Origin of the sequence: Streptomyces sp. Ru72 (assembly GCF_002920635.1) — a bacterium.
Lineage (GTDB): Bacteria > Actinomycetota > Actinomycetes > Streptomycetales > Streptomycetaceae > Streptomyces.
In genome coordinates, this window is record NZ_PQSR01000066.1 from 1 (window position 1) to 12,886 (window position 12,886).

The following is a 12,886-nucleotide window of genomic DNA, read 5'->3' on the forward strand; positions in this document are numbered from 1 at the left end:
GGACACCCGAAGTATCTCCTGTAATCGACGGATGCCATGCTGACCCCCAATCGGCCGAAGAGGAGAAGGACTTCGTCGTCATGGCTCAGACGCGCAGCACGGGAAAGCACAACGGAACCGACCGCTCCCCGGCCGCCGGTCTCGTCGGCAGGGCCTTCGGCCGCCTCGGGCGCTGGGGCGGTCTGGTCTTCCTGCTCGCCGGCCTCGCCCTGAGCGGGTGGGGAGCGTACGAGGGGGCGTACCTGGCGGGTTGGGCCGGCACGCACGGCACGCTGACCGTGAAGCAGTGCGAGATGAGCTACCCGAACAACGCCTCGCGAAGCAGCCACAAGAACCGCCGCCCCGTCCGCTGCGAGGGCACCTTCGTGTCGGACGACGGCAAGAGCAAGGACACGGCCGCGGCGGTGCAGGTCAGGCATCGGTACGCGGAGGGAGCCGAGCTGGCGGTGCAGCAGACGGACACGCCGACGACGGTCACCTCGGGGAACGGCGACTACGTCCAGGGCGGAATGGACCGCGCCTGGCGCTTCTTCGGGGCCTTCTTCGGCGGGTGGGTACTCACCGGCCTCGGCGTCTTCTGCCTGGCCACGGGTTACGCGCCGTTCGGCCCGAGCCGCGTCTCGTACGACGAGGCATGGGAGGCGGCGGGGCGGGGAGCGACGCGTCCGGTCCTCATCGGGATGATCGGCGTGGGGATCGTGGGTGCCGGGGTGTCCTTCCTGGTCAGCTACTTCGTCTGAGCCGTGCCGGTGGGGGCGACTGACACGCTGTGCTTCACCGAGGTCCGGCCCTTCGTGCGCCCCGCCTCCGGCCGCCGTCCGCAGGAGCGGGGGCGGGCGGCGGCGCGGCGGGCGGTTCGCCGATGCGCGACGTGACATCGCCAACACCCTCCAGCAAGCCGGTCACGGCTCAGCGGCCATCGTCCAGGTCGACTGGCCCGGCGGAGGCGGCCACGCCTTCGACGCCGTCAACCACCACGGCCACGTCCTCGCGCGGCGAGCACCTGGAGAGGGTTCGGCAGCAGGCCGTGGATGCGCGCAACGCCGACATGCACCGCTTCCGTGGGGAACTTGCCAGAGTCTGGACGTCAGCGCTCGCCGCGAGCGCTGACGTACCCTGATCGGCCGGGTCTGATCGGAGTGATGCACCGTGTTTGCCGGGGAAGTGGATCAGCAGATCGTGAGCTGGTTGGCCGACCCGCCGAAACACGCGCCCAAGCTCACAGTGCGCGGCTCGCCGGGGGTGGGCAAAACGGCTCTCCTGGCCGGGCTGCACGAGGAGTTGCCCGGCTCGTTGTTCCTGGACTGCCGTGGCTTGAAGGCCGATCAGGTGCTCGGGCGACTCCTTGCGCACTTCGGTCTCCAAGCCAGGCATCACCCCCTGGGTGACCCGCTGAAGGACACGCTGGCGGGTCTTCGCAAGGGCGGGATCCTGTTTCTTGCCAATGTGCAGTGGGCGGGCACCCTGTATTCCTCGACCGAGTCGGACCTCATCGACCGTGTCGCCGGGGAGTTCAGCAGTATGAGCCGTGGCCATGTACTTCCCGTCCTGGAGTTCGACGAGCCGAGTGATCCTGCACGGCCAGAACGCCCCGACGAGGTCCTGCTGGAGGGAGAGTTCGAAGGCCCGGCCCCCGCAGCGCTTCTCGCCGAGCATCCCGCCCTCCGTGCCCTTGCGGCAGCCGAGCTGCGTGAAGTCCCCTTGTCCGCTTGGCAGTTCATGGACACGGCGTTGGGTGGACAGCACACCGAGGACACCCTGCGTCACATTGTGGAGCAGCGACCGAATGCCCTCCACTTGGCGGTGGGTGCCGACGGTTCCCCTATCGTGCGACTGGCGTCGGACGCACTCAAGCGTCTGCTCCGCAGGGCCGAGCCGATCACGGACGTGGAGCAACTGGCCATCACCGAGGCCCTCCTCTCCGCGGTGTCCCCAACGACCGCGGGCACAGCCGACGTGCGGATCGCCACGTACGCCGGCCGCGCGCTCGCCGTCCATGCCGCGCTTTCCGGCATGCTGCCCCAGCTCATCGAGGAGCAGCCCGTCCTGGCGGCCGTGGCCGATCGCGTCTCGCTGCAGCAAGCGGTCGAGCTGGCGTGGCCCGGAGGCCCTCCGGTGGGGGGTGTCGCCGCAGACGCCCACTATCTGGAACGGGACGGTGTCACCCCCGACTCGCAGAGTGAGTGGCTGGCCTGGCTGCACTGGGCAGCCGTGAACCGCGGCCGCCGTGACTGGGCCGAGCAGCTCGAGTGCGCAAGCCCAGTGCCGCTGGCATGGCGCACCGCATGGTCGAAGTGGCGTCCCTACGGTGTGCTGGGAGCGCTGCCGGACCTACCCGGACCAACGCGTGGGGTGGACTTCGGCATCTATGCGGGCATCCCCGTCGCAGCAAGCGAGCACAGCGGCGTCTTCAGCCAGGAGGAACTCGAGGAGCCCTTGGCTGACGGCCTCGACGATTGGGGGGACGACCAGGTGCGGGAACGCATCTGGCGGTTGTCCGATGGTGAGAAGTTGCTTCAGCCCAGGGTGGTCCACCAGTTCATCGGTGACGAAGGAGATGTGGAACGGACCGTGGGCAGCGCGCTCGAGAGCAGGCGATACGCCGGTTCGTCCGGGGCGGGCCGTCCTGACTGGCCAGGGCTGCTGGTTCCCCGTAGCGGAGCCGAAGTTGCGGACGACGGGCGCTGGGTGGCGTACGGGCCGAGGGGCCTGTACGCCTTCGATGTCCTGCACCCCGAGGAACTGACGGCAGGGCCTGGGGTGTGGCAGCGGTCGCTCGTCCCGTCAGCCCGTTCCACGGCCCCGTGGCCCATGCCCCGCCCCGTTGCCGAACAAGGCGAAGAGCTCAACAGATGGTTCGCCGACACTTTCGGCGACCGCGCCCTGCGCCGTGTACCCGTCGCCGACCTACCGGCTGCGCTGACCGAGCCACAGGCACGCGCGATCATCTCCGAAGTCGGCTTTCCCGCCCTCGGTGGCGGAACCGCACCGGCCTTCCTGACCACCGTGACGCTCGACCAAACGGGTCTCGAACCCGTCGGACTTCCGCATTCGAGCGGCGTTGCCTACCTCCTGGGACACTGGCTCACCGAATCCGTGGCCCTGGAGGGCCGGACAGGTCGCATCCTGCTCGTCTCCGCCGCCGGACCGGAAATCCTCGGCAGCAGCCTGCCCCAGTTCATGACGCTCATCGGCCTGTACCGCATGCTCGTCCTGAGCGACTTCCCGTTCCGGAGCGACGAAGGACGGGATGCCCGCCGCAGTGTGAAGGCCTGGGCGGGAGAGGTCGATCCCGAGGCCGCAGCCTCGTCGAGTTGGCAGGGAGCACTCGACGGACATCTGGACGGCCTTTGATCGGCCTGACGCAGGAAGTCGGCTTCGCAGCAAGAGGTTCGGTGAGTCCACCATGGAGTACTTCGACATCCGAAGGCCGGAGGACGGGCAGGGATGACCATGCGCGTGACACGTCACGATGTGCCTGCCGACCGTGTGTTCAGCGTGCAAGCACTCGCTGACGACACCGAAGCCCGGGTCCGGAAGCTCGAGACCATGCCCAGCACGTTCAACACCGGTATGAACAGGGCGCTGGCGAACGCCAAGAACCACTGCGCGCTGGATCCCCGCGCCGCACGCATCGAGACCTGGGAGGCATGGGTCGCGGCGATGCAGATCGGCTCCGCCCTGTTCCGGGCCGCCACCTCATCGGAACCCACGGTGGAGTGCCTGATCTCAGGCCGGCTGCGCACGATCCCCTCCACAGGCCCGCATCCGCCGGCCAACGCGGGCAACTGGCTCACCGCCTTCTACTTGGCGCTCGTCTGCCGCGATCGCCGACGACTCACAGAGCTGAGCAACGTCCCGATCTCACTGCTGCGCGAATCCGGGGCGGTGTACGACGAGTACGTCTACGACTGGGTCGACACCCTCCAGACGTACTGGAAGCAGGGTCCCGCTCTCGGCGACAAGCTGGTGGCCGCCATCAAGGGAACGAAACCCGAGGCCCTGCGGGCCGCCGACCGCAGTCTGATGCTGCGTGTCCTGTATCCCCCGCTCAACCTGTTCTACCGGTTCGTCCGAGGCGCCGGGGAGCGCTTCCATGTGGAACTGGTCAAGGCCCTGGAATCGCACAAGGAGTACTGGACGGAAGAGGAGTCGAGGGCTGCACAGGTGAGTGGTCTCGTCGCACTGGGTCCGCTGGCCATGGCCTGCCTCGCCTACGACGGCGGCATCGCCATCGAGGTGGAGTCGGACTACATCCCCAAGTACTTGCTGGAACGCGGCCGTGTCGGTGACTTCCCCGCCTCGTCGAACGGCAGACCAGCTCCGTCGCGCTAGCCCCTCAGTACCCTTCACGCGGCTCGCTCCGGCTCCGACGGCCACCTCCTGATCTCCCTGATAACTTGCTGCTTCTGCCAGTTGACTACATGGGGGAATCATGAGCCAGCCGCCGTTCCAACCACCACCGCAGCCACCACAGCCACCGCAGAACCCCTCCAACCCGTACGCCCAGCCCGCCCCGCCGCCGCCACAGCAGCAGCTGGGATTCGGGCCGCCGCCGGTTCCGGGGCAGCAACCGATGCGGGCCGGGTTGCCACCCGTTGCGGGCCAGGCTCCGGTGTACGGCGGGCCACCGCCCGTCCCAGGCCTGCCGCCGGTGCAACCCCCATACCCGGCGCAGCCCGGACCGCCGTTCCAAACACCGCCCTTCAGCCGGCAACCGAGTGCAAGCGGCAATCCGGTCGGCGCGGTCCTCCTCGCATTCTTCGTCTCGGTCGTCGTCTCGCTGCTCTACAGCGGTCTCATCCTGGCAACGTACAAGCATCAGTCGCTCACCACGGCCAACACCCTCTACCTGGCCCATGCGCTGCTGAACGGCGCGATTGTCGGCTCCCTCGTCGGCCTGGTGGCTCACCGGAGCAACGGCGCCCGGATCGGTGGGGCCGTCATCGCCGCGCTCGGCGCCTTCTTCGGCTACGTCAACGCCATCCCGCTGGTCTTCGCCTGGGAGCGGTCGCCCGTGGCCCTCATGGACCTGCTGGAGGTCGAGCCCTTCTTCCCGGCCAAGGCCTGGTGGACCAGCGAAGCCCACGGCGGAGTCGACTGGTTCTCCCCGCTCGGCCTCGTGGTCGCCGCGGCCGCCGCTTGGGGCCTTGCCTACGCCGTCGGCAACAGGCGCCGTCAGACGTGACTCGTCGTCGGGCGCCGGTCCGGGCCCGGCCCGGGGCCCGGTTCGCCGGTGTCCTCGCGGCTGAGGTTGCCGGGCGGCACGGTCTGCCGGGCTTGCACCTCGAGGAAATGGCCGGTGGCCTGGCGGGCCACCGGCCATTCGGTGTTCTCAGACGCCTTCGGCCGGGGTCTCGGCGGAAGCGTTGCCCGGGGTGGCGGCGGGGGCCGCCATGCGGGGGCGTAGCAGCCATGCGACAGCGAAGCCGACGGCGGCGAGGGCGACGCCGCCCAGCAGGACACTGTGCAGGCCGTTGACGACGGACGAGCGGAAGGCGGACAGGGCGTCGGCGGGGAGGTGGGTCAGGGCCTGGGGGTCGAGGTGCTGACTGGAGGCGGACAGCGCGTGGCCTGCCTTGGTGCCGAGCCGCTGGGTGAGAGTGTCCTCGGCCGAGGCCGCGTAGACGGAGCCGAGCAGGGCCAGACCCAGGGAACCCCCGATGGCCCGGAAGAGGTTGAGCAGGCCGCTGGCCACCCCGATGTCACGACGGTCCCCACTGCCGAAGGTGATGACCAGGGTGCTCTGGAGGGTCATACCGATCCCGAAGCCGGCTACAAGGCCGAGGCCGGCGGCGAGTGTCGTCGTCGTCACGGTGTCCAAGAGGGTGAGCAGGCCCAGCCCGACGGCGGCCGTGCCGGTGCCGGTGAGCGCCAGCACCCGGACCCGGCCGCTGCGCAGCACCAGCCGGGCGGCGAGCAGCTGCGCGGCGATCATCCCGCCCATGAAGGGCAACAGCAACAGGCCGCTGACGGTCGGGGAGGCTCCACGGACGCTCTGCATGTAGAGCGGCAGGTGGACCATGACGCCCAGCATTGCGGCGGCCACCAGGAGGCCCAGAACCTGGGCGAGGTTGAAGTCTCGGGAGCGGAAGAGCCGGGGCGGCAGGATCGGTTCGGCGGCGCGGCGCTCGACCCGGACCAGGGCCGCCAGGGCCACCGCCGCGACGAGGGCCAGGCCGGCGATCTGCCAGGAGCCCCAGGCGTACCGGGTGCCGGCCCACCCCGCGAGCAGGGTCATCGCGACCACGGCGACGGTGAGCAGCCCCACTCCCAGACCGTCGATGCGCTGCTTGGCGCTTCGGGCAGCGGCGGGGATGCCGATGGCGGCGGCGGCCAGTGCCACGGCGCCGACCGGGACGTTGAGGTAGAAGGCCCAGCGCCAGCTGGCGTGCTGGGTGAGGATGCCGCCGAGCAGCGGTCCTCCGACGAGGGCGATGGGGATGACCGCACCGATGACCGACTGTACCTTGACCCGGTCGGCCGGGTCCGGGATCAGGTCGCCGATGAGGGCGAAGGCACCGACCATCAGCCCGCCCGCGCCCAGCCCCTGGACCACGCGGAAGGCGATGAGCTGCGTCATGTCCTGGGCCAGACCCGCCGCCATGGAGCCGATGAGGAACAGCGAGATCGCACCGATGAAGGTGCGGCGGCGGCCGTAGAGGTCGCCGAACTTGCCCCACAACGGAGTGGTGACGGCGGTGGCGAGCCCGTAGGCCGTCACCACCCACGGCAACAGGCTGAGCCCCCCTAGTTCGCCGACCATCGTAGGCAGGGCCGTGCCCACGATCACCTGGTCCAGGACGCCGAGCACCATGCCCAGCAGCAGCGACAGCACGCCGAAGGCGGTTCGGCGGCGGACCGCCGCCCCGGGCGTGCTCCCAGCCGGCCCCGCACGTCGCGAACCGGCGTGGTCACGCACCGCCGGGGAGTCCTCTTCCGTCTCCATGGCTTCTCCTTAATTTCCAGACGAGGGGTGCCGGTGATCCGCCCACTATCTTCGTACACCGCACTAAGATGACTCCAGAGTGCCATCTTAGTACGGTGTACGCAAGTGCCGTTTCGGCCTGCGGAGCCGCTGTTACGCGGCCGGGGGTTCCTGCGGGTCCGGGTAGCGGCCGAGGACCACCACAGCGTTGTTGCCCGCGAACGCCAAGCCGTTGTTCTGCACCACCCGCAACTGGGCCGGCACCGACTGGTTCGGCACGCAGTCGATCTCGCACTCGGGGTCCGTCTCGCGGTGGTTGATGGTCGGTGGAATGAACCCCTCGGTGAGCGCCACCGAGCAGGCCACCGCCGCCAGCGCGCTGGCCGCTCCCATCGTGTGGCCGAGCATCGACTTCAGCGAGACGGTCCGCGGCGGAGCGCCGTCGTAGACCTCACGGATCGCGCGCGACTCGGTCACGTCGTTGGTCCGGGTGCCGGTGCCGTGCGCGGAGATGAGGTCGACCTCCTCCGGGCGCACGCCCGCGTCGTCCAGCGCGCCGCGCATGCAACGGGCGATGCTCGACTGCTCGGGCTGCACCGGGTGGTGGGCGTCGCAGCTCAGCCCGTACCCCAGCACCTCGGCGTAGATCCGTGCGCCGCGAGCCAGCGCCGACTCCAGCCGCTCCAGCACCAGTACCCCGGCGCCCTCGCCGGTGAGGATGCCCTGCCGGTCCTTGTCGAAGGGGCGGCAGAAGTCCGGAGCGATCGTTCCCAGCCGGTAGAAGGCCGCGAAGGACTTCTGGCACATGGCGTCCGCACCGCCGCACAGCGCGATGTCCGCGTCCCCGACCCGGATGGCGTCCAGGCCCATGCCGATCGCGTAGTTGCCGGCCGAGCACGCTGTGGCGAGCGTGACGGCCTCGCTGTCGCTGAGCTCGAACTCCCAGGCGACGGCGGCGGAGAGGCGGCCCGCGCCGACCCGGGCGGCCGTCTGTGGATTCCACGACTGCGGCCCGTCGGCCACCCACTCGGCGGCCAGCCGGTCCAGGTCCTGCGACTCCCCGTCCGTGGTGCCCACGGTGACCTGGACGCGGGCCGCCCGCAGCTGCTCGTCCGTCAGGCCCGCATCGGCGACGGCCATCCGTGCGGCGGCCACCGAGAACTGGGCCGTCCGGCCCAGTTCCTCCTCCTGCCAGCGGCGCAGCCAGGGGCCGGGCTCGAAGTCCCGCACCTCGCAGCCGTTGGCGTGGTCGAAGCCGGAGGTGTCGAACGCCGAGATCGGTGAGACGCCGTTGCGCCCGGCCCGCAGTCCCTCGGTGAACTCCGGGACCCCCACGCCGATACTGGAGAACACTCCCAGACCCGTCACTACCACCCGGTCCCGGTCGGGCAGCTGCCCGGCCGGCGCCGTCACGTCAGTCATGTCGTATCTCTCTTCCTCGGTCCCGCCCGCAGGCGTCTCTCATTGGTCCAGGTCACGTAGTACGGCGAGGTGGCCGGTGCGCGTGTCCGGGTCCGCGGCGCACAGCGCCACCACCGGGTACTGTTCCCGCCACGCCTCCGACTCCCTCGCCAGCAGCCGCCACACGGCGGTGCACGAGCTGTCCGGAGGGGGGGTGCGGACGTCCGTCCGTTGTGCCGGGGCCGCCTCCGGGTCCGTTCCCGGACCGAGGACGAGCAGCAGCCGGCCCTTCTCGGGCACCAGGGCCGCACACGCGTCGGCGAGTCGGTCCAGTGGGACGGAGCGGGTCTCGGCCACGCCGTAACCGGGCTGCCCGTCCAGGCGGAGCAGGACGCCGGACGCGGCGGACACCCCCTCGGCGCCCGCGCACTCCACGAGGGCCAGCACCGACGAGGAGCCCCGGCCGGTCCGGGCGCACGCCTCGGCCACCCGCAGCGCGGCGAACGGCCCGCCGGTGCCCTGGACGGTGAGCGCGAAGCTGTGCGCCGCCCCACCGGTGCGCAGGTTCAGATGGGAGGCGGTGGTCTTGTGGCCCTGGGTGTCCGGGGCGGCATAGACGAGTACCACCAGATCCGGGCCGGGCCCGGCGGCCGGTTCCGGCTCGGCCGCCCGTTCCAGCAGCCGGTCGACGATGTCCGCGTGGTGCAGCGGCGGCCGGTCCAAGCCGGGCGGCCCGGCCGCGTACTCCACGGCACTGTGCAGGCGCAGGCTCATCGGCTGACCGCCCCGTGCTCGAGGCGGGGGGTGGCGACCATCGCGGAGAAGGTCATTCCCACGCCTATGGCCACGAACATGACGGGCCGGTCCGGCTCCAACTGCTTCTCCTCCCGCAGACTCACGTAGTTGGCGAGTACGTCGGCGGCCAGGCAGTGGCTGTACCGGGGGATGTTGCCGAGGAAGAACCTGCTGCGCAGTTCCTCGTCCGGCACGGCGTCCTGCCAGAACACGAGGTTGGGATTGGAGGGGATGAACCACTGGATGTCGGCGAGCGTGTGGCCGGCCCGCCGCGCCGCCTCCTCCATCACCTCCGCCAGCACCCGGGGCCGCAGTTCGGCGGAGGCACGCAAGGTCTCAGGGGAGGAGAGCATGCCGTCGGAGAACTGCCCGAGGGTGCGGGTGGCGAAGGAGCGCACGGGCACGCCCGGCCCGTCCCACGCCACGAGCGCCGCGGCGGTCCCGTCCGCGACGATGCAGGTGTTCATGATGAGCTTGGCCTGCCGTGTGCGCGGCTTGTCCCCGACGAGGACGAGGGCGCGCGCGGACGGGTCCGGCTCGGTCTGCAGCAGCGCGCCCGCGACGTCCACTGCGGACATCGACACCGCACAGTTCTGCTGCGTGAGGGCGAAGGCCGTGGCGTGCTCCAGGCCCAGCCGCCGGGCCAGCACCCGGACGATGTCGGGCGCCATGTGACCGGCGCCGTGCAGAGCGTGACCGAGGATCAGATGGCGCACGTCGGCGCGCGGGGTGTCGCCGAGAGCCCGCGCGGCGGACTGCACGAGCTGTTCCACCAGGTCCACGGACGGGTCGTAGTGCATGCGGTCGAGCCCGAAGTGGCGACGGAACATGTGCGTCTGCTCCGGGGTGATGCCCAGCTCGGCCGCACGGTCCTCGACCGTGACCGTGCGTTCGGGGAGATGGGACTCCACTGCTTCCAGGGTGATCAACTGCGGCCTTTCTCGGGTGGTACGCCGCCCGGCCCGGCCCGCCGTGGCACACGGGCTGGGGGCGCGGGTACGGCGCCGGGGATCTGCTCGGCCAGTCGTCCGGTACGGCGCACAGACCGTTCGTCAGTCGTCCGGGACGGCTCGCAGACCCGTCCCGGGTGCACCGGGAGCTCTCAGTGGTGGCGCAGCAGAAGAGCGGCGACGGTTCCGCCCTCGTCCGTGGTGGTGACCAGTGAGAGCCGGCCGGCCGACCGGTCGTCCTCCTCCGCCCGGCTGAGGACCGCGGCGAGCTGGAACGCGGCGGAGGTGGCGTGGCCCTCTCCGACCAGGTGGGCGACGGGCACCGCGGTGCCGCCGGCCGCGACCAGCTCCTCGGCCAGTTCCTGTTCCGCGTCGCCGGGGGCACCGGCGGCGCCGGACGGGCTGACGGCCCACACCTCGTCCGGTTTGGCGTCCGCGTCGGACAACAGCCGTTCGACGCAGCGCCGTACGGCCGCCTGCCAGTCACCGCCGCTGCACGTCATGGCCTTGGCGCCGACCAGTGAGGTCCCCGTGGGGGGCGTGTCGGGGTCCGCGGCGGCCAGGGCGAACATCGCGCAGCCCTCACCGAGGAGCAGCTCGTCGGGATCGCCCTCCGCGGTGTGCCTGGCCAGCCACGCCCGGGCGGTCGAGTACTCCTCGGCCGCGCCGCACAGCACCATGCCGGCCCGTCCCGTCAGCAGCAGCCGCCGGGCGTAGTTGAGGGCGAGCACCCCGGCGGAGCGTCCCGCCGCCAGCGTGGCGTTCGGCCCCTTCAACTGGTGCCAGATGGCGACCTGGCCGGCGGCCCCGTTCATCACCCCGTACGGGATGAGACCCGACTCGACGAGGTAGGGGCGCCTGCCGGTCAGGGAGCCGCGGGTGAAGTCGAGGGTGCTCTGCACGCTGCCACCGGTGGTGCCGAGCACCATGCCGGTGTCCTCCGGGGTGAGCTGCGTGCGGTCGAGGCCCGCCAGCAGGTCTCCGACGGTGCTGACGGCGAGTCCGGTCACCCGGTTCATCATCCGGGTGCCCTTCTTGCCCAGCACGGCGCGGACGTCGAAGTCCGGGACCAGGCAGGCGGGACCGGGCGGGACCTGCCACCGCTCGTGGTCGAGCGGGGCGGCGGTGACACGTCCCTTACGCAGCCCGTCGGCGAAGGCCCGGCGGCCGGTGCCGAACGGCGAGGTCGCGGACCAGCCGACGATGTCCAGCCGCGCGCGCGGCGTGCGGACGCCGGTCATCGAGCGGCTTCCGCGACAACCTCGTACACACCGGCGAGGTTCACCATTCGCGGCAGGTCGGCCTGCTCGATGGTGACGCCGAGGTTGAGCTCCAGCGAGGAAAGGATCTCGATCAGGCGCATGGAGTCGGCGTCGTGCTCCTCGACGAACCGGCTCGTCTCGCTGATTTCGTCCTCCTCCAGCTCGAGAATGTCACAGATGATCTCCTTGATCTGCTGCTTGTCATCCGCCTTGATCGCAGTCATGAGACCGCCTCCGCTTGTCCGTGGGATCGCGCCCCGTGATCAGTCAACGGAGCATTGCTCAACAGCTTCGCCAGCGAGCACACAAAGAACAAGCAGCTGCTTTCTAGGTTTTCATTAGATTCCCGGAAATCCCTTCGGAATGCGGGAACCCGGCAGTGGCGGAAGCACGGGCTTTCCGGGCCGCAATGCAGAAAATGCCGTGGACACCGCCGGAGAGGCGGTGACCACGGCCTGCGGTCCGTACCGGAGAGGGCCCGGCTACCCGGCGCGCCGGGCGGCACCGGCGGCCTCCCGCTCGCTCAGGCGCTCGGGGCGGCGCGCCACGTTCAGGCGGAAGCCGATTCCTCTGACCGTCTCGATGAGTGCGGGGGTGCCCAGCTTCCGCCGGAGCCCGACCATGTGCACACCGAGGGTCCGGGTGTCGCCGGCCCCGTCGTGGCCCCACACCTCGCGCATGATGTCCTCACGGTCGAAGACCCGCCCGGCGTCCGAGGCCAGAAGCGCGAGGATGTCGAACTCCTTCCGGGTCAGCGCCACTTCCTCCCCGTGGACCGTGACCCTCCGGTTCCGCGGGGCGATCTGCACCTCGCCCAGGTCGTGGACCTGGTCGGGCTGTGCGCCGGCCTGCTTCCAGGGCTGCCAGGAGGTGTCGACGCGCCGGACCACCGCTTCCAGGCGGGCGGTCAGCTCACGGACGCTGCACGAGCGGTGGACATGGTCGTCGGCTCCCAGCTTGAAGCTCAGCACCCGGTCGAACACGTCGTCGTGCGCGTCTGCCACGATGAGCGGCACCGGTGAGGCGGAACGTATCGCCCGGCACACCTCGAAGCCGTCGGCGCCCGAGAGATGGAGATCGAGCAGGACGCCGTCCACCTCGGCCAGACGGGCCAGGGCCAGGTCGGGCCTGTGCTCGACCTCGACCTGGTGACCGCCGTTCTCCAAGCCCGATGCCAGTTCGGCGGAAAATTCAAAGTCGTTCGTCAGTATCAGGACCAGCACGTGGACTCACTCCCGACCGGATTCCAGGACCGTGCGATTTCGGCAAGGACACGGCAAGGGAGCGGCCCGGAACCAGAATTCATCACGGGAAATTCCACGCACGGCGCGCATCGATAAGTCGCCAACACTCACCACCCCCCGTCGCGACCCTCAGAACGTTAGAACACCCCTCGCGCAGGATCAAGAATCTGACGTTCCCATATAGTGCACGTAACATGGCCTTGTCGAATTGTGCATCGACCTTTATCCGGTGTGGGCCGGGTCACCGGTCGGAGCGGTGCCGGGGTAGCGTGTGCGCGAGTGCCCGTCGAGGCGGCGAAGAACAGG

At 70.3% G+C, this 12,886-nt stretch carries 12 protein-coding genes; 5 read left to right on the forward strand and 7 right to left on the reverse strand.

Annotated elements, in window-relative coordinates; all coding sequences use genetic code 11:
- The first annotated feature begins 80 nt into the window (after window positions 1–80).
- The 5 genes from C3488_RS26165 (at window position 81) to C3488_RS26185 (ending at window position 5,188) form a co-directional block, all read left to right on the forward strand.
- Window positions 81–740 (forward strand): hypothetical protein, encoded by a 660-nt coding sequence (locus C3488_RS26165; RefSeq protein WP_103843371.1) that lies wholly within the window; start codon window positions 81–83, stop codon window positions 738–740.
- Entirely contained in the window at window positions 703–1,110 is a 408-nt protein-coding gene (locus C3488_RS42720) for a toxin glutamine deamidase domain-containing protein (RefSeq protein ID WP_103843372.1), read from the forward strand. The genes C3488_RS26165 and C3488_RS42720 overlap by 38 nt, the downstream gene beginning before the upstream one ends.
- Window positions 1,111–1,164: 54 nt before the next feature.
- Window positions 1,165–3,354: an SUKH-4 family immunity protein gene (locus tag C3488_RS26175; RefSeq protein WP_103843373.1), complete on the forward strand. Its 2,190-nt coding sequence runs from the start codon at window positions 1,165–1,167 to the stop codon at window positions 3,352–3,354.
- A gap of 195 nt (window positions 3,355–3,549) precedes the next feature.
- Entirely contained in the window at window positions 3,550–4,335 is a 786-nt protein-coding gene (locus C3488_RS26180) for an immunity 49 family protein (RefSeq protein ID WP_258053644.1), read from the forward strand.
- 319 nt (window positions 4,336–4,654) lie between these two features.
- A complete protein-coding gene (locus C3488_RS26185) occupies window positions 4,655–5,188 on the forward strand; it encodes a hypothetical protein (RefSeq protein ID WP_258053645.1) in 534 nt (177 codons plus the stop codon).
- A 147-nt stretch (window positions 5,189–5,335) separates the two neighbouring features.
- On the opposite strand, the gene C3488_RS26190 is transcribed toward C3488_RS26185, so the two are convergent.
- From C3488_RS26190 to C3488_RS26220, 7 genes are all read right to left on the reverse strand, one after another.
- Window positions 5,336–6,949: a DHA2 family efflux MFS transporter permease subunit gene (locus C3488_RS26190; RefSeq protein WP_258053646.1), complete on the reverse strand. Its 1,614-nt coding sequence runs from the start codon at window positions 6,947–6,949 to the stop codon at window positions 5,336–5,338.
- Between the two features lie 132 nt (window positions 6,950–7,081).
- Window positions 7,082–8,350, reverse strand: a complete 1,269-nt coding sequence (locus C3488_RS26195) for a beta-ketoacyl synthase (RefSeq protein WP_103843376.1) — start codon at window positions 8,348–8,350, stop codon at window positions 7,082–7,084.
- Window positions 8,351–8,389: 39 nt separating this feature from the next.
- A complete protein-coding gene (locus C3488_RS26200; RefSeq protein WP_103843377.1) occupies window positions 8,390–9,103 on the reverse strand; it encodes a hypothetical protein in 714 nt (237 codons plus the stop codon).
- A complete protein-coding gene (locus C3488_RS26205; protein ID WP_103843378.1) occupies window positions 9,100–10,035 on the reverse strand; it encodes a 3-oxoacyl-[acyl-carrier-protein] synthase III C-terminal domain-containing protein in 936 nt (311 codons plus the stop codon). The genes C3488_RS26200 and C3488_RS26205 overlap by 4 nt, the downstream gene beginning before the upstream one ends.
- Before the next feature lie 191 nt (window positions 10,036–10,226).
- Entirely contained in the window at window positions 10,227–11,315 is a 1,089-nt protein-coding gene (locus tag C3488_RS26210) for a beta-ketoacyl synthase N-terminal-like domain-containing protein (protein WP_103843379.1), read from the reverse strand.
- The gene (locus C3488_RS26215; protein WP_103843380.1) at window positions 11,312–11,560 is read right to left on the reverse strand and encodes an acyl carrier protein; all 249 of its coding nucleotides are present in this window, start codon (window positions 11,558–11,560) and stop codon (window positions 11,312–11,314) included. The genes C3488_RS26210 and C3488_RS26215 overlap by 4 nt, the downstream gene beginning before the upstream one ends.
- A 258-nt stretch (window positions 11,561–11,818) precedes the next feature.
- Window positions 11,819–12,559 (reverse strand): response regulator transcription factor, encoded by a 741-nt coding sequence (locus C3488_RS26220; protein ID WP_103843381.1) that lies wholly within the window; start codon window positions 12,557–12,559, stop codon window positions 11,819–11,821.
- Window positions 12,560–12,886 lie beyond the last annotated feature (327 nt).

Coding starts and splice junctions, on each gene's coding strand:
- C3488_RS26165 (WP_103843371.1), top strand. CDS start 81: ATGGCTCAGACGCGCAGCACGGGAAAGCACAACGGAACCGACCGCTCC.
- C3488_RS26180 (WP_258053644.1), top strand. CDS start 3,550: ATGCCCAGCACGTTCAACACCGGTATGAACAGGGCGCTGGCGAACGCC.
- C3488_RS26190 (WP_258053646.1), bottom strand. CDS start 6,949: ATGGAGACGGAAGAGGACTCCCCGGCGGTGCGTGACCACGCCGGTTCG.
- C3488_RS26195 (WP_103843376.1), bottom strand. CDS start 8,350: ATGACTGACGTGACGGCGCCGGCCGGGCAGCTGCCCGACCGGGACCGG.
- C3488_RS26200 (WP_103843377.1), bottom strand. CDS start 9,103: ATGAGCCTGCGCCTGCACAGTGCCGTGGAGTACGCGGCCGGGCCGCCC.
- C3488_RS26210 (WP_103843379.1), bottom strand. CDS start 11,315: ATGACCGGCGTCCGCACGCCGCGCGCGCGGCTGGACATCGTCGGCTGG.
- C3488_RS26215 (WP_103843380.1), bottom strand. CDS start 11,560: ATGACTGCGATCAAGGCGGATGACAAGCAGCAGATCAAGGAGATCATC.